Source organism: Paraoerskovia marina, from assembly GCF_900105445.1.
In the GTDB taxonomy this organism is placed as follows: Bacteria; Actinomycetota; Actinomycetes; order Actinomycetales; family Cellulomonadaceae; genus Paraoerskovia; species Paraoerskovia marina.
Genome location: NZ_LT629776.1, coordinates 2,510,792 through 2,530,591, shown reverse-complemented (window position 1 = coordinate 2,530,591; position 19,800 = coordinate 2,510,792). Strand labels below are relative to the sequence as shown.

15 protein-coding genes are annotated in these 19,800 nt (G+C 73.2%); 7 read left to right on the top strand and 8 right to left on the bottom strand.

Features of this window, described 5'->3' with window-relative positions; all coding sequences use genetic code 11:
* Window positions 1-20 precede the first annotated feature (20 nt).
* From BLU20_RS11505 to BLU20_RS11495, 3 genes are read right to left on the bottom strand one after another with little or no spacing between them, the layout of a single operon-like run.
* Window positions 21-1,175 (bottom strand): Mrp/NBP35 family ATP-binding protein, encoded by a 1,155-nt coding sequence (locus tag BLU20_RS11505; protein ID WP_083372599.1) that lies wholly within the window; start codon window positions 1,173-1,175, stop codon window positions 21-23.
* Window positions 1,176-1,228: 53 nt separating this feature from the next.
* The gene (locus BLU20_RS11500) at window positions 1,229-1,768 is read right to left on the bottom strand and encodes a DUF1003 domain-containing protein (RefSeq protein ID WP_083372598.1); all 540 of its coding nucleotides are present in this window, start codon (window positions 1,766-1,768) and stop codon (window positions 1,229-1,231) included.
* A complete protein-coding gene (locus BLU20_RS11495) occupies window positions 1,761-3,047 on the bottom strand; it encodes a magnesium transporter MgtE N-terminal domain-containing protein (protein WP_029252297.1) in 1,287 nt (428 codons plus the stop codon). Before BLU20_RS11495 ends, BLU20_RS11500 begins: the two co-directional genes overlap by 8 nt.
* Window positions 3,048-3,128: 81 nt before the next feature.
* Here BLU20_RS11495 and BLU20_RS11490 point away from each other — a divergent pair, with 81 nt between their 5' ends.
* Window positions 3,129-4,220: a general stress protein gene (locus tag BLU20_RS11490; protein WP_197675393.1), complete on the top strand. Its 1,092-nt coding sequence runs from the start codon at window positions 3,129-3,131 to the stop codon at window positions 4,218-4,220.
* On the opposite strand, the gene BLU20_RS11485 is transcribed toward BLU20_RS11490, so the two are convergent.
* Window positions 4,206-5,750: an aminopeptidase P family protein gene (locus BLU20_RS11485; protein WP_083372597.1), complete on the bottom strand. Its 1,545-nt coding sequence runs from the start codon at window positions 5,748-5,750 to the stop codon at window positions 4,206-4,208. The genes BLU20_RS11490 and BLU20_RS11485 overlap by 15 nt on opposite strands.
* A gap of 70 nt (window positions 5,751-5,820) precedes the next feature.
* On the opposite strand from BLU20_RS11485, the gene BLU20_RS11480 reads away from it, so the two are divergent.
* Window positions 5,821-6,660 (top strand): PHP domain-containing protein, encoded by an 840-nt coding sequence (locus BLU20_RS11480; protein WP_083372596.1) that lies wholly within the window; start codon window positions 5,821-5,823, stop codon window positions 6,658-6,660.
* A gap of 6 nt (window positions 6,661-6,666) precedes the next feature.
* On the opposite strand, the gene BLU20_RS11475 is transcribed toward BLU20_RS11480, so the two are convergent.
* Complete coding sequence (locus tag BLU20_RS11475; protein WP_231959378.1) at window positions 6,667-8,271, bottom strand: DEAD/DEAH box helicase; 1,605 nt, start codon at window positions 8,269-8,271, stop codon at window positions 6,667-6,669.
* Between the two features lie 271 nt (window positions 8,272-8,542).
* On the opposite strand from BLU20_RS11475, the gene BLU20_RS11470 reads away from it, so the two are divergent.
* The gene (locus tag BLU20_RS11470) at window positions 8,543-9,262 is read left to right on the top strand and encodes a ferritin-like fold-containing protein (protein ID WP_052366837.1); all 720 of its coding nucleotides are present in this window, start codon (window positions 8,543-8,545) and stop codon (window positions 9,260-9,262) included.
* A 21-nt stretch (window positions 9,263-9,283) separates the two neighbouring features.
* Here the strand turns inward: BLU20_RS11470 and BLU20_RS11465 are convergent, their stop codons facing one another.
* The gene (locus BLU20_RS11465; RefSeq protein WP_029252303.1) at window positions 9,284-9,508 is read right to left on the bottom strand and encodes a DUF3107 domain-containing protein; all 225 of its coding nucleotides are present in this window, start codon (window positions 9,506-9,508) and stop codon (window positions 9,284-9,286) included.
* A 64-nt stretch (window positions 9,509-9,572) separates the two neighbouring features.
* Window positions 9,573-10,235: a TetR/AcrR family transcriptional regulator gene (locus BLU20_RS11460; protein WP_083373049.1), complete on the bottom strand. Its 663-nt coding sequence runs from the start codon at window positions 10,233-10,235 to the stop codon at window positions 9,573-9,575.
* Between the two features lie 67 nt (window positions 10,236-10,302).
* Here BLU20_RS11460 and BLU20_RS11455 point away from each other — a divergent pair, with 67 nt between their 5' ends.
* From BLU20_RS11455 to BLU20_RS11445, 3 genes are read left to right on the top strand one after another with little or no spacing between them, the layout of a single operon-like run.
* Window positions 10,303-11,166, top strand: a complete 864-nt coding sequence (locus tag BLU20_RS11455) for a DUF3152 domain-containing protein (protein ID WP_157270448.1) — start codon at window positions 10,303-10,305, stop codon at window positions 11,164-11,166.
* A gap of 36 nt (window positions 11,167-11,202) precedes the next feature.
* Window positions 11,203-14,460: a UrvD/REP family ATP-dependent DNA helicase gene (locus BLU20_RS11450; protein WP_231959210.1), complete on the top strand. Its 3,258-nt coding sequence runs from the start codon at window positions 11,203-11,205 to the stop codon at window positions 14,458-14,460.
* Window positions 14,457-17,792 carry an ATP-dependent DNA helicase gene (locus BLU20_RS11445; RefSeq protein ID WP_083372593.1) on the top strand — a complete coding sequence of 1,112 codons (3,336 nt, stop codon included), beginning with the start codon at window positions 14,457-14,459 and terminating at the stop codon, window positions 17,790-17,792. The genes BLU20_RS11450 and BLU20_RS11445 overlap by 4 nt, the downstream gene beginning before the upstream one ends.
* A 33-nt stretch (window positions 17,793-17,825) precedes the next feature.
* Here the strand turns inward: BLU20_RS11445 and BLU20_RS11440 are convergent, their stop codons facing one another.
* Window positions 17,826-18,743 (bottom strand): phosphotransferase, encoded by a 918-nt coding sequence (locus BLU20_RS11440; RefSeq protein ID WP_083373047.1) that lies wholly within the window; start codon window positions 18,741-18,743, stop codon window positions 17,826-17,828.
* Between the two features lie 121 nt (window positions 18,744-18,864).
* Between BLU20_RS11440 and nudC the strand changes: the two genes are divergently transcribed.
* Window positions 18,865-19,797 carry an NAD(+) diphosphatase gene (gene nudC, locus BLU20_RS11435; protein WP_083372592.1) on the top strand — a complete coding sequence of 311 codons (933 nt, stop codon included), beginning with the start codon at window positions 18,865-18,867 and terminating at the stop codon, window positions 19,795-19,797.
* Window positions 19,798-19,800: the final 3 nt, after the last annotated feature.

Genomic DNA, 19,800 nt, shown 5'->3' with positions numbered 1-19,800 from the left:
CCGGCGAACCGGGGTGAGGTCTAGACCGGCGAGACCCCCAACGCACGCCCTGCGAGCCCGCGCGAGCGCTGTCCGAGCGACCGGGCGACGTCGCGCAGCGCCTCGGCCGCGGGCGAGGCGGGGTCCCGCAGCACCACGGGTGTGCCCTCGTCGCCGGCCTCGCGCAGCGCGACGTCGAGCGGGAGCTGGCCCACCAGCGGAACGTCCGTCCCCGTCAGCTTCGCGAGGTTCTCGGCCACACGGGCCCCGCCGCCCGAGCCGAACAGCTCGAGCCGGGAACCGTCGGGCTGCTCGAGCCACGACATGTTCTCGACGACCCCGGCGACGCCCTGCTGGGTCTGGGTGGCGATCGACCCCGCTCGCTCCGCGACCTCGGCGGCCGCGAGCTGCGGCGTCGTGACGACCAGGATCTCGCTGCCCGGCAGCAGCTGGGCCACCGAGATCGCGATGTCGCCGGTGCCGGGCGGCAGGTCCAGGAGCAGGACGTCGAGGTCGCCCCAGAAGACGTCGGCGAGGAACTGCTGGAGCGCACGGTGCAGCATCGGACCACGCCAGACCACGGGCTGCCCCGGGGGCACGAACATGCCGATCGAGACGACCTTCACGCCGTGCGCGATCGGCGGCAGCAGCATGTCGTCGACGCGCGTCGGCTGGCGGTCCACGCCCAGCATCCGCGGGATCGAGAAGCCGTAGATGTCGGCGTCGACGACGCCCACCTTCAGGCCGTCCGCCGCCATCGCCGCCGCGAGGTTCGCCGTGACCGTCGACTTGCCGACGCCGCCCTTGCCCGACGCGATCGCGTACACCTTGGTCAGCGAGTCCGGCTGGGCGAACGGGATCACGGGCTCGCCGGTGCCGCCGCGCAGCTTCGTCCGGAGCTCGCTGCGCTGCTCGGCGCTCATCACGCCGAGCTCCACCTGGACGTCGGCGACGCCCTCGACGGAGGAGGCCGCCGCGGTCACGTCGCGCGTCAGCGTCTGCTTCATCGGACAGCCGGCGACCGTCAGGTCGAGGCCGACCACGGCCCGGGCCAGCGAGGGGTCCGACTCCATCGTCTCGAGTCCGACGTCCCGGACCATGCCGAGCTCGGTGATCGGGCGGCGGATCTCCGGGTCGATGACACGCGTCAGCGCGTCGCGGACCTGAGCGGTGAGGGCGTCAAGGTCGATCGGCATGCGTCCATCGTACGGCCGCGTCCGGTGGCACCGGGGAGAGCCGCCGTGCCTCGTCAGGGGCGCGGCACCCCGGTGCCCGCCTCGCCGTCGTCGCTGGTGGCCCGGCGCTTCTCGTCCTCCTGCTCCAGGATCTCCTCGAGGAGGTTCCGCAGCTCCGAGCGGACGAAGTCGCGCGTCGCGACCTCGCTCATCGCCATGCGCAACGAGGCCATCTCGCGGGCCAGGTATTCAGTGTCCGCCAGGTTGCGCTCGGCCCGCTGGCGGTCCTGCTCCGCCTGGACACGGTCGCGGTCCGTCTGCCGGTTCTGCGCGAGCAGGATCAGCGGGGCCGCGTAGGACGCCTGCAGGGACAGCATCAGGGTCAGAGCCGTGAACCCGTTCGTCGCGCTGTCGAAGCGCAGGTCCGGCGGTGCCCAGATGTTCCACGCGAGCCACGCGATGCAGAACAGCGTGAGGTAGAGGATGAACCGCGGCGTGCCCATGAAGCGGGCGATGGACTCGGAGATCTTGCCGAACCCGTCCTCGCCGCCGAGGCTCACACGGGGGACGAACGAGCGCCGGGGCTCCTTGGGCTGGTCGATGCGGTCAGCCATCCGTCGCGCCTCCCGTCGTCATCGGGGACTCGTCGGGGTCTGTCTCGCGCCAGTCGTCGGGGAGCAGGTGGTCGAGGACGTCGTCGACGCTGATCGCGCCGACGAGCCTGCGCTCGGCGTCGAGCACCGGCACCGAGAGCATGTCGTAGGTCGCCAGCTCGCGCGTGACCTGTTCCAGCGAGGCCGACTCCGGCACGCCCTCGACGTCGGTGTCGATGACCGACCCGACGGGCTCGTGCGGCGGCTCGCGCAGGAGTCGCTGGAAGTGCACGACGCCGAGGAACCGTCCGGTCGGAGTCTCCAGCGGTGGCCGGGCGACGAAGACCATCGTCGCGAGGGCAGCCGGCAGGTCCTTGCGGCGGATGTGGGCGAGCGCCATGGCGATCGACGTCTCCGGCGAGAGGATCACCGGGTCGGTCGTCATCAGGCCGCCCGCGGTGTGCTCGTCGTACGCCAGGAGTCGCCGGACGTCGCGCGCGTCCTCGGGCTCCATGCGCTCGAGCAGGTACGCGGCCTGGGCGTCGGGCAGCTCGTTGAGGAGGTCGGCGGCGTCGTCGGGCTGCATCGCCTCGAGGACGTCGGCGGCCCGGTCCATGTCCAGGCCCGAGACGATCGCGACCTGGTCGTCCCCGGGGAGCTCCTCGAGCACGTCCGCGAGTCGCTCGTCGTCGAGGGCTGCTGCCACCTCGAGACGGCGGGTGTCCCCGAGGTCGTGGAGCACGTCGGCGAGGTCGGCGGCCTTCATGTCCTCGTAGGCCGCCAGCAGCAGGGTGGCGCCCTGGTCGCCGGGGACCGTCGCCAGCCCCGTGACCTCGGAGACGTCGAGAGTGCGGGTCTCCCCGCGTCGTCGGAAACCGAGCGGACCCTTCGAGGAGGAGTCGCGGCGGACGAAGACCTTGTCCACCAGCCAGTCGCCGGACCGCTGCTGCGAGATCCCGAGGTCGACGACCGTCACCGCGCCCGAGCCGTCTGCCAGGGCCACGCGGCGCTCCAGCAGCTCGCTCACCGCCAGGGTCTCCAGGGCGCGCTGCTCGAACCGGCGCAGGTTCAGCAGGCCCGTGATGATGACCTGGCTCGAGTCCATCGACGTGACCCGTGTCAGCGGCGCGAACACCCGTCGGCGTCCGGGCACCTCGACCACGAGGCCCACCGCACGCGGGGGCCCCTTGGGGCGGACGAGCACGACGACGTCGCGCACCTTGCCGACCTGGTCGCCCAGTGGGTCGAAGACCGCGACGCCGGCGAGGCGCGCCACGTAGACGCGGGTAGCAGCACTCACGCCGTCAGCCTACGCAACGCGCGCGGTCCCGCAGGGAGGAAGGGTCTCGCGCGCGGCGTCACAGTGCGAGACAATGCCCCTATGAGCATGACTCGCCCCAACACGGTCCCCCGCATCCCCACCCTTCCGCGCGGTGACGTCATCGCCACGTACCCGACGTACCTCGAGGCGCAGAAGGCCGTCGACTACCTCTCGGACAGCCGGTTCGCCGTCGAGTACGTGACGATCCTCGGATCCGACCTCAAGATGGTCGAGCGTGTGATCGGACGCCTCACCTATGGGCGTGTCGCGCTCGCCGGCCTGGCGTCTGGCGCCTGGTTCGGTCTCTTCGTCGGGCTGCTCCTGATGCTGTTCGGCAGCACGGGCGGCGGTGCCGCGGCCGGTGGCATCGTCCTGACCGCCGTCGCGCTCGGCGCCGGGTTCGGCATGCTCTTCTCCGTCCTGACCTTCGCGCTCTCGGGCCGCAAGCGGGACTTCAGCTCGTCGAGCCAGATCGTGGCCTCGGAGTACTCCATCCTGTGCGCGCCGGAGCGGTCGGACGAGGCCCGCCTCGTCCTGCACCGGATGAACCAGGGCGCGCCCGCCAACGGCCAGGGGAGCGGGCACGGCGCCGGACAGGGTACGCAGCACGGCGCCGACAGCCAGCAGCCGCCGGCCGCGCCGCGGCAGGCCCGCAACCCCGACCAGCCGTTCGCACCGCCGTCGGACACTCCGCCGCAGGCGCAGCCGCCCGCCCAGCAGGCGCCGCCGGCCCAGCCTCAGCCCTCTCAGACCCACGCGGCGCCGTCGTGGCCGAGCCCGGACGCCGCGCCCTCGTCCACGGAGCAGTCGGAGGCGGCCCCGGCCCCCGAGCGCAAGCCCGACCCGCGGTTCGTCACGTCCTCGGGTGCGCCCCGCTACGGCGCGATGCTCTCGGACTACTCGACGAAGCCCACCTCGTCGGAGTCGTCGGTCGAGCCTGTCGAGTCCACGTCCGCTTCGTCGGTCGAGTCTGTCGAGTCCACGCCTGCCACGCCGGAGCCGTCGGTCGAGCCTGTCGAGACCACGCCTGCCACGCCCGCCTCGTCGGTCGATCCCGTCGAGACCACGTCCGCGGAGACGACGTCGCCCGACGCCCCCGAGGGGACGCCGGGCGACGAGAACGCTCGCAAGGACGACTCAGCCGCGCACTGACGCCATCCAGGCCTCGAGATCCTCGGGGACGCGGGGGAGAGCGCCCGAGAGGTTCTCGCACCCGTCCTCGGTCACGAGCACGTCGTCCTCGATCCGGATGCCGATCCCGCGGTACTCCTCGGGGACGGCGAGGTCGTCGGCCTTGAAGTACAGGCCGGGCTCGATGGTGAACACCATGCCGGGCTCGAGCACGCCGTCGAGGTAGAGCTCGCGGCGGGCCTGGGCGCAGTCGTGGACGTCGATGCCGAGGTGGTGGCTCGTGCCGTGCACCATCCACCGGCGGTGCTGCTGGCCCTCGGGGGAGAGGGACTCCTCGGCGGAGACGGGCAGGATGCCCCACTCCTCGAGACGTGCGGCCAGCACCTCCATCGCCGCCGCGTGCAGGTCGCGGAACTTCGACCCGGGCTTCGCGACGGCGAAGCTCGCGTCCGCGGCGTCGAGCACGGCTCGGTAGATCTTGCGCTGAATCTCCGTGTACTCGCCGTCGACCGGGAGCGTCCGGGTCACGTCGGCGGTGTAGAGCGATTCGACCTCGACCCCGGCGTCGAGCAGCACCATCTCGCCCGAGCGGACGGCGCCGTCGTTGGTGACGTAGTGCAACGTCGTCGCGTGCTCACCGGCGGCGGCGATCGTCTCGTAGCCGACGGCGTTGCCCTCGAGCCGTGCGTGGGCGTCGAACGTCGTCTCGATGACGCGCTCGCCGCGTCGGTGCGCCGTGGCCTTCGGGAGACCGCGGACGACCTCGGCGAACCCGTCGATGGTGGCGTCGACGGCCTGGCGCATCTGCTTGATCTCGTAGGCGTCCTTGACGAGGCGGAGCTCGGACGTCGCAGCCGTCAGCTCGTCGTCGGCCGCGGCCTCGGCCGTCGCCTCGGCGGCGCCCGACTCGGCGCGGATGGCCTCGACCAGGGCCTCGATGCCGTCGTCGGAACCCTCGACGACGAGCAGCCGGACGCCGTCGCCGACGTCCTTCGCGAGAGCGTCGCGCAGCTCGTCGACGTGGCGGGCCTCGATCCCGGTGAGCTCGGTGACGTCGTCGAGCGTGGGGCGGGCGCCGACCCAGAACTCGCCGTACCGGGCGTCGGCGTAGAACTCGTCCGTGTCGCGCGGGGCGAGCGGGCGCACGTACAGGACGGCGTGATGGTCGCTGCCGTCGTCGCCCGTGCCGGCCTCGACCGGGTGGAGGACGAGCACGGCGTCCGGCTCCTGGTCGGTGCCGAAGCCCGTCAGGTGGGCGAACGCGGAATGCGGCCGGAACCGGTAGTCGCAGTCGTTCGAGCGCACCTTGAGCGTCCCGGCGGGGGCGACGAGCCGTGCGCCGGGGAAGCGGGAGGACAGGGCGGCGCGCCGGGTCGCGGTGAAGTCTGCGAACTCTCCACGCGTCACGCCGAGGTCCTTGCGGTCCTCCCAGTTGCTCATGATGAAGGTCTTGAAGGCGTCGGAGTCAGGGCGCTGGGATCGGTTGCTCCCGCGCTCGGTGATGTCCTGGTTCTCGGCGAGGTCCTCGCCCGGGGTCGTTGCATCGGTCATGGTTCCAGTCTCGCACCATCTTCCGGGCGCGTGCCCGGCCGGCCTGGCGGGCACTGCGTAGGCTGAGGCTGTGCGCATCGACCTCCACGCCCATTCGACCTGCTCGGACGGGACGGACACGCCCGCGGGGCTGGTCGAGGCCGCACGGGTGGCGGGACTCGACGTCGTCGCGATCACCGATCACGACAGCACCGCCGGGTGGGCGGAGGCTGCACGGGCCGCGACACGCACCGGCGTCCAGCTCGTCCGGGGGACCGAGATCTCCACGCACGCCGCCGGACGGAGCGTGCACCTGCTCTGCTATCTCCAGGACCCGACGCATCCCGGACTCGTCGAGGAGTTCGCCACGATCCGCGACGCCCGGCTCACGCGTGCGCGCCGGATGGTCGACCTGATCGCCGCGGACTACGCGCTGACGTGGGACGACGTCGTCCGGCAGACGGGCGACGGCGCCACGGTCGGGCGACCCCACGTCGCCGACGCCCTCGTGGCGGCCGGGGTCGTGGCGAGCAGGGACGAGGCCTTCGCCGAGATCCTCACCCCACGGAGTCCCTACTACGTCCCGCACTACGCGCCGGCGACGACCGCTGCGATCGGTCTGGTGCTCGAGGCGGGCGGGGTGCCGGTCCTCGCGCACCCCGGTGCCGCGTCCCGCGGTCTGACGATTGGCGACGACGTCGTCGCGGAGCTCGCCGAGGCGGGACTCGTGGGACTGGAGACCGAGCACCTCGACCACACGCCCGAGGCGACGGCGCACCTGCAGGCGCTCGCGGCCGACCTCGGGCTCGTCGCGACCGGGGCCAGTGACTACCACGGCACGGGCAAGGTCAACCGGCTCGGCGCCAGGACGACGACGACCGACGCGCTCGCCGCGATCGAGGAACGCGGGAGCACGCCGGTCGTGCGTTGAGAAGCGTCAGTCGTTCGTGGCGGGGGACTGCGACGACGTCGACTGCCCGCCCTGGCCGCTCTGCCCGCTCTGTCCGCCGTGCGTGCGACGACGGCGACGACGACGCGGGGTGCCCTCCGCGCGCGGTGCGCCCTCGGTCGACGCGGGTGCGGCGTCCGAACCACGACGCGACTGGCCGCCGCGTCCGCCCTGGCCGGAACGGCCTCCGTCGCGGTTGCCGCCGCGGCTCCCACCGCGACCGCCGCCACGGGACTCGCCGGAGCGCGGCGCCGGGGAGCCACCACGCTTCCCCGTCTCGCCGAGATCCTCCAGCTCCTCGCCCTCCAGGCCCTCGAGCGTCCGCTTGCCACGCGGCAGGCGACCCTTGGTGCCCTCGGGGATGTTGAGGTCGGTGTAGAGGTGGGGCGACGTGGAGTAGGTCTCCTGGGGCTCGGGGATGCCGAGGTCCAGCGCCTTGTCGATCAGGCCCCACTTGGGCGTGTCGTCCCAGTCGACGAACGTGACCGCGGTGCCCTTGTTCCCGGCACGGCCGGTGCGGCCGGTGCGGTGCAGGTAGGTGCGCTCGTCGTCGGGGCACTGGTAGTTGACGACGTGCGTGACGTCGTCGACGTCGATCCCGCGGGCTGCGACGTCGGTGGCCACGAGGACGTCGATCTTGCTGTTGCGGAAGGCGCGCAGGGCCTGCTCACGGGCGCCCTGCCCGAGGTCGCCGTGGATGGCGCCGGCGGCGAAGCCGCGGTCACGCAGCTCGTCCGAGACCTTGGCCGCGGTGCGCTTGGTGCGCGCGAAGACGATCGTGCGGCCACGACCCTCCGACTGCAGGATGCGAGCCAGCACCTCGACCTTGTCAAGCGCGTGCGCGCGGTAGACGACCTGCTTGATGTTCTTGACGGTCTGGCCCGCGTCGTCCGGGTCGTTGGCCCGGATGTGCGTGGGCTGGCTCATGTAGCGGCGAGCCATGGAGACGACGGCGCCGGGCATGGTCGCCGAGAAGAGCATCGTGTGACGCTTGGCGGGAGTCTTCGACAGGATCTTCTCGACGTCGGGCAGGAACCCGAGGTCGAGCATCTCGTCGGCCTCGTCGAGGACGACCGTCGCGGCGCGCGTCAGGTTGAGGTGGCCCTGGTTGAGCAGGTCGAGCATGCGGCCCGGGGTCCCGACGACGACCTCGACGCCCTTCTCGAGCGCCTCGATCTGCGGCTCGTACGCGCGGCCGCCGTAGACCTGCAGGATGCGCACGTCACGCTTGCGCGACGCCGTCTCCAGGTCGCGTGCGACCTGGCTCGCGAGCTCGCGGGTCGGGGCGATCACGAGCGCCTGCGGCTTGCCCGGGGCGGGCAGTGCGTCGAACTCGGGCTCGCCCGGCGCGACGACCCGGTGGAGCAGCGGGACGCCGAAGCCGAGGGTCTTGCCCGTACCGGTCTTGGCCTGGCCGATGATGTCGTGGCCGGAGAGCGCGACGGGGAGCGTCATCGCCTGGATCGGGAACGGCGTCGTGATCCCGGACTCGGCGAGCGCCTCGACGATCTCGGGGCGGACGTTGAAGTCTGCGAACGTCACGTCCGCAGCCTGGAGTGACGACGACGTCGGAGCGTCCTCGTCGGGAAGGATGGTGGTCACTGGTGCCTCGTTCGTCTCGGTGGGCACGCGAGGGGCCGGAGTCGCACCACGTGGTGCGGTCGATGTCGTCCGGCAGGAGCAAGCGCGCGCCCTGTGGCCGGCAGCCGATCGTGTGCTTCTCTCCGCGCCGGCGAGCCGGGCGGGGCCGGTCGAGACCGGCGGGTCGTGCGTTCATAGGACGACCGGGCAACCGTTGTACTTCTCCATGGTATCGGACGACCGTCTCGGCGCGCCGGTTCGGCGGGCGATAGTCTGCACCGTGATGAATTACGAGAGCCTCGTCGAGCCCGCGTCGCCGCTGCGCGGCGGCCAGACATTGCCGGACGGTGACGTGCGGGAGCTGCTCGGGCTCCTGGCCTACACCGAGCTCATGGCGTTCGACCGTCTCGCCCTGACCTCGTCGCACGCGCCCGTCCTGCCGCAGCGCTCGCGCGCCGCACGGTTCGCGTCGGACGCGGTGCGCCGGCACGCGTGGCTCCTGGACCGTGTCGCTGACCTCGGCGGGGATCCGACGGCGGCGCTCGGGGCGTTCGAGGGCCTGTTCGACGAGTACAGGCGACGTACGGAGCCGAGCGGGTGGTACGAGCGGCTGCTCAAGGGGTACGTCGGCGACGGGGTGATGGACGACCTCTGCCACCTGGCGGTCCGCGCGCTGGACCCGGAGAGCCGGTCGGCGCTCGAGGCCGTCATCCTCGACGGGGACGCGGCGCTCCTCGCTGACGAGGAGATCGTCACCGCTGCGGCGCAGGACCCGATCCTCGCGTCGCGGCTCGCGCTGTGGGGCCGCCGGCTGGTGGGCGAGGCGCTCGGGGTGGTGCAGACGTTGATGTCGACGCGCCCGTGGCTCGCACGCATGATCGTGGCGGGCGCGGAGCAGGACGGTGAGGGCGGGGCCGCGGGCACGGACCCGCAGGCGTGGCTGATCGCCCGCCTGACGGCAGAGCACACGCGCCGCATGGACCGGCTCGGCCTCGCCGCCTGAGCGACGGGCCGAGCCCGCAGGTCACAGCGAGCCGAAGCCGACCTTGCGCTGCGTCTCCGTGCCGATCTCGACGTAGCCGAGCACGGAGGCGGGGACCAGGACGCGTCGGCCCTTGGAGTCCGTCAGACTCAGGACCGTTCCGTCGGTGACGGCGGCCTCGACGGCCGAGGCGACCTCGTCCGCACCCAGATCTGTCTCGATGGCAATCTCGCGGCCCAGGTTCTGAACACCGATGGTGACTTCCACGGCACACTCCTCACGGATGACGACGCGCTGACCGGACGGTCAGCCCTTGGGTCAACCCTATCGGTCAGAGCGCGGCCGCGGCCGCAGGAGCGGCGGGGCCGACGAGCATCGACTGCAGACCGCCCCACGCGATCCGGGGGACGAGCAGCGCGTCGTCGTGGCTGGTCCCGGGCGTGTGCCTCTCGCCGGCCGCCGACCGCGCGAGGGCGGTGCAGGTCCGGGCGATCACCAGCGTCGACTCCGGGGGAAGCCCGGTGATCCCCTCGAGCGTGTACGCCAGCTCCTGGGCAGCACGCTCGTTCGGGGCGAGGACGCGGGCGCGGACCGCGGAGTCCCGCATCACGTCCGACTCGAAGAGGAGAGACGCGGCAGGTCCGGCCTTCACCGTGTAGCGGTGGTAGGCGCCGACCACCGCGTTCAGCGCGGCGAGCGCGCGCGTGTGGGTCGCGGAGACGGGTGCCCCGTCCGCGAGCGGTGCCAGCGCGCCCCGGACCTCGTCGACCAGCGAGGCGCCCTCGGCGTCGACGACGGCGAGGTAGAGGTCGAGCTTCGACCGGAAGTGGCGGTAGGCGATGGGTTTGGCGACGCCCACCCGGCCGCAGACGTCGGTGACCGCGACGTGGTGGTACCCCTCGGCCGCGAAGAGGTCTCTCGCAGCCCGGAGAAGCTGTTCCCGTCGCTCGGCGCGCCCGGTCCGTGCGGGGCGGCGGCTTCGCGGCGTCGTCATGTCCGATCACGCTAGGGCCCGGGCGTGGATGAGGGAAGGGGCGGTCCATGATGCGATCATTGGTCGCATGGCTCGCACCGATGAGGAACGGCAGCTTCGACGAGGAGACGCACCGCGCTCCGCCCGTCGTCGCCGTTCGATCCTCGCCGGAGGCCTCGGTGTCGTCGTCGTGGTCGGTGCCCTGGGCGTCGCCCACGGGATCACGGTCGGGCGGTGGCTGACCCCGGTCGAGGAGAACGCCGGGACGGTCGACGCCGCGGAGCTCGCGGACGCCGCCGCGCGATCGGCCGGCCAGCGGGAACCGACGCCGACCCCCACGCCGGAGCCAGAGCCAGAGCCAGAGCCTGAACCGGAGCCCGAACCCACGCCCGAGGCCGGCTCGGGCCTGCTGGGCAGCAAGGTCCCGGACGGGCTCGACGGAACCCTCGTCGCCGCGTCGGGCGAACGTGCAGCGACCCGGGACGGGAGTCTCCGGACGGTGCGGGTCGAGGTCGAGAAGGGGCTACCGGTCGACGTGGACGTCTTCGCCGAGGCGGTGATGTCGACGCTGGACGACGACCGCGGGTGGAGCAGTCTCGACGGGGTCGCGTTCGCCCGCGTCGACGACGACGCCGACTACGTCGTGACGCTGGCCAGCCCCGCCACGACCGACGAGCTCTGTGCACCGCTGAACACCGACGGGTGGCTCTCGTGCGGCAGCGGGAACCGTGCGGCGCTGAACTTCGACCGCTGGGTCGACGGCGCCGAGGACTTCGGCAGCGACCTCGACACGTACCGGCACTACCTCGTCAACCACGAGGTGGGTCACCTCCTGGGGCACGGTCACGTGCAGTGCACCGGGGACGGCGACCTCGCCGACGTGATGGTCCAGCAGACGATCAGTGCCCAGGGGTGCGACGTCAACGGGTGGCCCACGGCGACCCGTGACTGAGCGCCGGGTGTCGGTGGGCCGTGATTCGATCGTCGCGTGATTGAGCTACGACCGCCGGAGGAGCTTCCGGACGCCGTCGTCCTGGACGACTCCCAGGCCGGGGTGATCGAGGCTCTCGGAGAGCACCCCGTCGTCATGGCCGTCGGTGCGCCCGGCTCGGGCCGGACGACGGTTGCGGTCCACGCGGTCCTGGCGGCGATCGAGGCGGGGACGGAACCGTCGGACATCCTGGTGATCTCGGCCTCGCGCCGCAGCGCGGGACGGCTGCGCGACGTGATCGGGGCGCGTGCCGGGCGCACGACGAGCGTCCCGATGGTCAGGACCGCGGCCGCCGCGGCCTTCGCGATCCTCGGCACCCGGGCCGCCGCTCTCGGCGACCCGGCACCGACCCTGATCACGGGGCCCGAGCAGGACTTCCTCCTGACGGAGCTGCTCGCGGGGTACCTCGAGGACGTTCAGGCGGGCCGGCGTGACGAGCTGCCCGGTGGGCTTCCGGCCGAGACGCTGGTGCTGCGCGGGTTCCGCCAGGAGCTGCGTGACCTCCTGATGCGTGCGGCGGAGCGGGGCGTCGACGCGGTGCGGCTCGACGAGCTGGGGCGCGAGCACGGGCGTGAGGAGTGGCGGCTCGCGGCGCAGCTCTACCAGGAGTACCTCGACGTGAGCGCGCTGCGGGCGCTCACACCGGACTCGGGGCCGCGCTACGACCCGGCGCGCGTCGTCGAGGAGGCCACGGAGGCCCTCGAGGACTGGGACGAGAACGCGCTGCGGGTGGCCCGGCCGAGCTGGCGGCTGATCGTGGTCGACGACTACCAGGAGTCCACGGCGGCCACCGCGCGGTTCCTCCGCGAGCTCTACGACGACGGAGCCCGCCTCCTGCTCCTCGCCGACCCCGACATCGCGGTCCAGACGTTCCGCGGCGCCGTGCCCTCGCTCGTCGGACGTGCGGGTGCGCCACCTGCGCCGGCCGGGCGGCCGTTCGGCGGTGAGCTGGGTGCACGCACCCTGACGCTGTCCACGGCCTGGCGCCAGCCGGAGCCGCTCCGGGCGGTCACGCGGGCCGTCACCCAGAGGGTCGGCGTGGTGGGTGGGGCACAGCACCGTGCTGCCGCACCGGCACCCGCACCGGCACCCGCACCGGGTTCGGCGCCGTCGGGTGCCCGCGTGGCGGTGCTGCCGAGCGCCGCCGACGAGATCGCGCACGTCGCGCGGGTGCTGCGCGCCGAGCACCTGCTCCACGGGACCCCGTGGGACCGGATGGCCGTCGTCTCACCGTCGGGCGCACAGCTCGCCGCCGTGCGCCGAGGGCTGATCGCCGCGTCCGTGCCGGTCGCGACGGTCGGGACCGACGTCCCGCTGCACGACGAGCCCGCGGTCGCACCCCTGCTCGAGCTGGTTCGCGTCGCGTGCGCGCTCGCCGCGGACCCCGAGGACGCCGTGCTCGACGCCGAGACGGCGGCGTCGCTCCTCGTCTCCCCGCTCGGAGGGAGCGACGTCGTCGCGCTCCGTCGGCTCCGGCGGGCGTTGCGCGCCGAGGAGCTCGCCGGCGGCGGCGGGCGGACGTCCGACGCGCTCCTGGTCGAGGTGCTGCACGACCCGGCCCGCGCGGCGACCCTGCCGTCGTCGGTGCGCCGCCCGGCCGCGGCCGTCGCGCACGCGCTCGCGGCGACCCGCGCCGCTGCGGAGGACCCGGAGGCCGACGCGCAGTCCGTCCTCTGGGCGGCGTGGGACGCCGCGGGCCTCGCCGAGCGCTGGCGGGCCACGGCTCTCGCCGGCGGACCGGGCGGCGCTCGTGCGGACCGCGACCTCGACGCCGTCCTCGGTGTCTTCCGGGCGGCCGAGTCGTTCGTCGACCGGATGCCGGGTTCTCGGCCGGAGGCGTTCGTCACGTACCTCCGGTCGCAGGACATTCCCGCAGACTCGCTCGCGGCGTCCGCGGCCGACGGCTCCGCCGTGGCGGCGCTGACCCCGGCGGGCGCCGCAGGGAGCGAGTGGGACGTCGTCGTCGTGACCGGTGTGCAGGACGGCACCTGGCCGGACCTCCGGCTGCGTGACTCGCTCCTGGGGTCGCAGGCGCTGGCCGACCTACTGGCGGGCCGGAGCGGGGATGCACGCGGGCACGGCCGTGAGGCGCGCCGTGCGGTGCTCGACGACGAGCTGCGGTCGTTCGCCCTCGCCGTCTCGCGAGCCCGTCGCCGACTCGTCGTGACGGCGGTCGAGGACGCCGACGACTCCCCGTCGATGTTCTGCGACCTCGTCGACGGCGGCCCCATGCCCGACGACGAGGACGGCGCCGACCAGCGGTCCGTCGCTCCGGCGGTACCGCTGGACCTGCGCGGGGTGGTCGCGAGGGCCCGCTCGGTGCTCGTCTCGGACGACCCCCGTCGGGACGAGGCGGCGGGTCTGCTCGCCGATCTCGCCGACGCCGGGGTCGGGCACGCCGACCCGGACCAGTGGTACGGCGTGCACCCGACGTCGTCCGACGAGCCGCTCTGGGGGCCGGAGGACAAGGTGCGGGTCTCGCCGTCGAAGGTCGAGTCCGTGAACCGTTGCGCACTGCGATGGGCGCTCGAGGCCGGCGGCGGCACCGCTCCCGACGCGACGGCACAGTCTCTCGGGACTCTCGTGCACTCGATCGCGCACGACCTGCCGCAGGGAGCGCACCACGAGCTCGCGGCGGAGCTCGACCGCCGGTGGCCGGAGCTGGCGCTGCCGGAGGGCTGGCCCGCGACGCAGGCGCGCCGGCACGCGGACGGAATGATCGAGTCGCTCGCCGGCTACGTGGCCGCCTCCGGCGAGCCGATCCTGCTCGAGGCAGAGTTTCAGGTCGACGTCGGGCGGGCGGTCCTGCGAGGCGTGGCCGACCGTATCGAGAAGGTCGGCCGTCCCGACCCCGACACGGCCGCAGTCGCAGACGACGCCGGCCCGCCCGCGGTCCTTGTCGCGGACCTGAAGACCGGGAAGATGATCCAGTCCAGGGCCGAGGCCGTGGAGAACCCCCAGCTCGGTACCTATCAGCTGGCCGTCGAGGAGGGGGCGTTCGACCTGCCCGCGGGCACGACGAGCGCGGGCGCTCAGCTCGCCTACCTCGCCGCCGGCCGGACGGTCACCCTGCGCTCTCAACCGGCCCTGCGGCCGGACTCCGACGGCGGGTCGTGGGCGCGGACCGTCGTCGAGGGGGTCGCGGACACGATGGCCGCCAGCGCCTTCACGGCCCGGACGAACTCCATGTGCCGGGTGTGCCCGGTCCGGCGCGCGTGCCCGGCGCAACCCGACGGACAGCAGGTGATCGAGTGAGCACGTACGAGTGGAGCGCGCACGACATCGCGCGGGCGCTGCACCAGCACCCGCCGACGCCCGAGCAGGTCGAGGTGATCGAGGCACCCCTCGAACCCGTACTCGTGGTGGCGGGCGCCGGATCCGGCAAGACCGAGACGATGGCCTCTCGTGTCGTCTGGCTGATCGCGAACGCCCTGGTGCTGCCCGAGGAGGTGCTCGGCCTGACGTTCACGCGCAAGGCCGCCGGCGAGCTGTCGGAGCGCGTGCGGCTGCGGCTCGCCCAGCTCGACCGGGTGCAGAACCGGGAGTCGGACGCCGCGATGCTCGAACGTCCGACGATCGCGACCTACAACGCGTACGCGGGCTCGTTGGTCGCCGACCATGCGTTGCGGCTCGGGCTCGAGCCGGGCGCGCGCCTCCTGAGCGAGGCGACCCAGTGGCAGTACGCCGCGAAGGTCGTGGAGGGCTGGTCGGGGGACTTCAGGACGGATCCTGCCTTCTCGACCGTCGTGGACGCTGTTCTCAGTCTCTCCGGCGCGCTCAGCGAGCACCTGCTCCAGACCGCGGAGGCGCGCGACCGCATCGGCGAGCTCGTCGAGCGGATGCAGGCGATCCCGATGCCTGCCGGTATCAAGGGTCGCACCGGCCCCTATGCCGAGGTCCGTGACCTGTGCGCCAGTCTGGAGGACCGTCGGGCCGTCCTCGAGCTCGTCGCCGAGTACCAGGAGGTCAAGCGGAAGAACGACGCTCTCGACTTCGGCGACCAGATCGCCGTCGCGGCCCGGCTCGCCCAGGAGGTTCCTGCCGTCGGGGCGGCCGAGCGCGAGCGTCACCGTGTCGTGCTGCTCGACGAGTACCAGGACACGTCCTACGCGCAGACCGAGCTCCTGGCGGCCCTCTACGGCGAGGGGCATCCCGTCACCGCCGTCGGCGACCCGCACCAGTCGATCTACGGCTGGCGCGGTGCGAGCGCCGCCGGTCTGGGGCGGTTCCCGACCCGGTTCGCCGGTCCTGACGGACGGCGCGCCGCGCAGCGCGCACTCTCGACGTCGTGGCGCAACGACCAGATGATCCTCGCCGTCGCCAACACGACGGCGGCACCGCTGCGGGCCGAGTCGCTCGTGGACGTGCCGGCGCTCGACGCGAGGCCCGGCGCGGGGGTGGGCGCCGTCCGTGCGGTGTACCCGGCGACCGTCGAGGAGGAGATGGCGGCGGTCGCAGACTTCGTCGTCGAGCGACGTGCCGACGCGGCAGCCCGGGGAGAATCCGTCACCGCGGCCGTGCTCTGCCGCGCCCGGTCCCAGTTCATTCCGGTCGAGGCGGCCCTGCGCGCGCGCGGCCTGCCCGTCGAGGTCGTCGGTCTCGGCGGTCTGCTGTCGACGCCGGAGGTGGTCGACGTCGTCGCGCTGCTCGAGGCCGCGCACGACCCGTCGCGCGGCGACTCGTTGGTGCGCATCCTCACCGGCCCGCGGATCGGACTCGGGGTCGCCGACCTGCACGCGCTCGCAAGCCGCGCCGCAGACCTGGCGCGTGACGACGACCCCCGGTCGGCTACGGTCGCGTCGACCGCGGACGCGGGCGCCGACACCGTGGACACGGAAGCCGCGGAGTCTGCTGTCGTCGAAGGGGACGTCGCCGACCACCGGTCGATCGTGGACGCGCTCGACGACCTGCCCGCACCGGGCCGGCCGATGCGGGACGGACGTGAGCTGACGCCCCAGGCGCACCGGCGTCTCTCCGCGCTGGCCTCGACGCTGCGCGCGCTCCGGTCCTCGACGTATCTCTCGCTGCCCGAGCTCGTGGTCGAGGCGGAGCGTGCCCTGGGGCTCGACATCGAGGTGGACGTCGCGGCGGCACTCACCGCGGCCTCGGACCGGCGGATCGGGTCGGGGGACCGGGGACGGGCCCACCTGGACGCGTTCCGCGACGTCGCCGGCACGTTCTCGCAGCAGTCCGAGGAACCGACGCTCGGCGCGTTCCTGGCCTGGCTCGGTGCCGCGAGCTCCAAGGAGCGGGGGCTCGACCTTCCGCTGCGAGCCCCTGACCCCGCGGCCGTCCAGGTCATCACGGTGCACGCGGCAAAGGGGCTGGAGTGGGACGTCGTCGCCGTCCCCGGACTCGTCGACGGGAAGTTCCCGACCACGAGGACGACGACGTCGAAGGGCCCGACGGATTCGGCGTGGCTCAAGGGTCTCGGCACGCTCCCGTACCCGCTGCGGGGGGACGAGGCCGACCTCCCGCAGCTCGACCTCGACGGGCTGTCGGACGACAAGCAGCTCAAGGACGCGCTGACCGGTCTGACCCACGCGGCGGGCGAGCACCAGGTGGCCGAGGAGCGGCGCCTCGCGTACGTCGCGTTCACCCGCGCACGCGCAGATCTCCTGCTGTCCGGCAGCTGGTGGCGCGACGGCGCGAAGCCGACACCTCCGTCCCTCTTTCTCGTGGAGCTCGTCGAGGCCGGCCTGGTCGACGCGTCGGGCTGGACGGAGACCCCGGAGGGTGACAACCCGCGCGAGCTCGACGCCGAGCCTCCCGTGTGGCCGTCCGACGAGCAGGACGTGAGCGCATCGGTGCGCACGCTGCGAACCGGGGCGAGCTTGGTCGTCGAACGACGAGCGGCCGGGAACCGTGACGGCGGCGACGACGACCGGACGCTGACCGACGGAGCCGGGACCGATCTGCGGGTGCTCGCCGACCTGCTCCTCGCCGAGCGCGACGCCCGGTACCGCACGCCGCGGGTGACGATGCCCGCGCACCTGTCCGCGTCCGCGATGGTCCGGCTCGCGGCCGACCGGGACGCGTTCACGACCCAGCTGCGACGGCCGGTCCCGCAGCAGCCGACGCGGCACGCCCGGCGCGGGACAGCCTTCCACCTCTGGGCGGAGCAGTACTTCACGTCGGCGACCCTCCTGGACCCGTTCGACGAGTCGGACGGCGATGCGGAGGACACCGCCGTCGACATCGAGTCGCTCCGCGAGACGTTTCTCCGGTCCGAGTGGGCGCGGCGCACCCCGGTGGCGATCGAGGTCGACATCGAGACCCCGATCGGCGGCGTGATGTCTCGCTCGCGCATCGACGCCGTCTTCCCCGACCCGGACCGTGCGCACGACCTGCCGGGAGCGGTCGTCGTCGTCGACTGGAAGACGGGTCGGCCCCCCTCGGACGCCGCGGCGCGGAACGCCCGCGAGGTGCAGCTGGCCGTCTACCGGCTGGCCTGGTCCCGGTGGAAGGGCGTACCGCTCGACGCGGTCGACGCAGCCTTCTTCTACGTGGGATCGGGGGAGACGGTACGTCCCGAGCGGCTTCTCGACGCCGCGGAGCTCGAGGCGCTGGTCACCGGTACCGGCTGACCGCGGCCGACGTCCTGCCGACGACGGTTCGTACTACTCCGGGTCGCGCGTCTGCTCGTCGAGGTCGATCAGCATGTCGACCGCGTCCGCGACCACGTCGTCCAGGTGGTTGCGGACCCCGTGCAGGAGCCACCGCGCGAGCGCGAGCTCGCCGACGAGCAGTGCGCGGTCGGTGAGGTGCGGGTCCGTCAGCTCGGTGCGGCGCAGCTGGTACGCCTCGACGATCGAGTCGACCGCCGACGCGGGCGCCGAGACCAGGAGCCACGCGAGGTCGTCGGCCGGGTCGGCGACGCGTGCGTCCGACCAGTCCGTGATCGCCGCGACGCGGTTGCCCCGGACGAGCACCTGGTCGGGTCCGAGGTCGCCGTGGGAGACGACGGGCTGGAACCGCCAGAGCGACACGTCCTCCAGGGCGGCCTCCCAGCGCGCGAGCAGCGTCGGTGGAACCTTGCCGGTGGCTGCGGCATGGTCGACCTCGACGAGCCGCCGCTCGCGGTACTCGTCGCTGGTGTAGATCGGCAGCGCGGCGTTGTCGACGACGGCGTGGGGCAGCTCGTGCACGGCGGCGACGGCACGGCCGAGATCGGCGGCGAGTCCCGGCCCCGGTTCGAGGACGTCGACGTCCAGCGGGACGCCGGACAGCGCGCGGTGCACGATCGCGCGACCGCCCTCGGGGAGGGTCGCGGACCCGGAGACGCGCGGAACCGCGAAGGGGAGGACACCGGAGGTGACGTAGTGGTCGAGGGCGCCCAGCAGCCCGACCTCGGCCTCGAGCCCGGCGCCCGCGGAGGCGTTGGTGGGAGCACGGACCACCCAGTGGCGCGACTCCGAGTCGACGACCGCCGCGGCGTCGACGTCGCCCACGGCCTCGATCGACCGGGCCGAGACAGCAACCAGCCCGGGAACGGCTGCGGTGGCCAGGGCGGCGAGCGTCAGAGCAGAGCGGGGCACGTGCCCACGGTAGTCGGTCCGGCGTAGCAGGACGTCGCGGCCACGCGGAACGGTCCGCGACCGGGTCCGTCTCTCGGCCGGGGTGACGTGCGCGGCCGCTGCGGGGCGTAGCGTGCGGGGGATGGAGTCCTCTCTGCCCTCGACCCCGGCACGGGACCTCCCGTCCACGGTCGACCGCGCCGGTGAGCGGCGCGAGGAACCCGGTCTCGTCGCGCGCTGCCGTGAGGACGGTACGACGCGAGTGGTCGTCGTACGGTCCGGCGCCGTGCTGGTCGACGACGACGGCGGGGTCCTGCACGCCGCATCGGAGCTGCGTGACCTGCCCGACGACGCGGAACGGTGGGTCTTCCTCGGCCTGCGCGTCGACGACGGCGCACCCTTGCTCGCCTACCGGAAGAATCCCGACGGCGAGGAGCACGCACCCGTCGAGGCGGACGCGGAGAACTGGGCCACGGTCCGCGGTCTCGTGCCCTCCCTCGACGGTGGTGACGCGGAGGTGGTGCTGACCGCCGTCGCGCTGGACAACTGGCACGCGACGCACGGGCGCTGCCCCCGGTGCGGTACCCCGACCACGGTGACCCACGCCGGATGGGTGCGCCGGTGCGTGCAGGACGGTTCGGACCACTACCCACGCACGGACCCCGCGGTGATCATGGCCGTGCTCGATGCCGAGGACAGGTTGCTGCTCGGGCACGCGGTCCGGTGGCCGCCGGGGAGGTTCTCCACGCTCGCCGGATACGTCGAGCCCGGTGAGTCCCTGGAGAACGCCGTGCGGCGCGAGGTGCTCGAGGAGGTGGGCGTCGTCGTCGGCGACGTCGTCTACCGCGGGAGCCAGCCGTGGCCCTTCCCGGCGTCCCTGATGCTGGGGTTCTTCGCCCGCGCGACGACGAGCGCACTGCGACCCGACCGGGTCGAGATCACCGAGGCGCGGTGGTTCACGAGGCCGGAGCTGCTCGCGTCGGTCGAGTCGGGAGACGTGACGCTCCCGACACGCTCGTCGATCGCGAGGGCGTTGATCGAGGAGTGGTTCGGCGCGGCCCTCCCGGGACGATGAGGA

What these genes read in the sequence shown, in the direction of transcription:
- nudC (WP_083372592.1), top strand. Translation starts at nt 18,865, where the DNA reads ATGGAGTCCTCTCTGCCCTCGACCCCGGCACGGGACCTCCCGTCCACG.
- BLU20_RS11470 (WP_052366837.1), top strand. Translation starts at nt 8,543, where the DNA reads ATGAATTACGAGAGCCTCGTCGAGCCCGCGTCGCCGCTGCGCGGCGGC.
- BLU20_RS11485 (WP_083372597.1), bottom strand. Translation starts at nt 5,750, where the DNA reads ATGACCGATGCAACGACCCCGGGCGAGGACCTCGCCGAGAACCAGGAC.
- BLU20_RS11500 (WP_083372598.1), bottom strand. Translation starts at nt 1,768, where the DNA reads ATGGCTGACCGCATCGACCAGCCCAAGGAGCCCCGGCGCTCGTTCGTC.
- BLU20_RS11490 (WP_197675393.1), top strand. Translation starts at nt 3,129, where the DNA reads ATGAGCATGACTCGCCCCAACACGGTCCCCCGCATCCCCACCCTTCCG.
- BLU20_RS11460 (WP_083373049.1), bottom strand. Translation starts at nt 10,235, where the DNA reads ATGACGACGCCGCGAAGCCGCCGCCCCGCACGGACCGGGCGCGCCGAG.
- BLU20_RS11455 (WP_157270448.1), top strand. Translation starts at nt 10,303, where the DNA reads ATGGCTCGCACCGATGAGGAACGGCAGCTTCGACGAGGAGACGCACCG.
- BLU20_RS11505 (WP_083372599.1), bottom strand. Translation starts at nt 1,175, where the DNA reads ATGCCGATCGACCTTGACGCCCTCACCGCTCAGGTCCGCGACGCGCTG.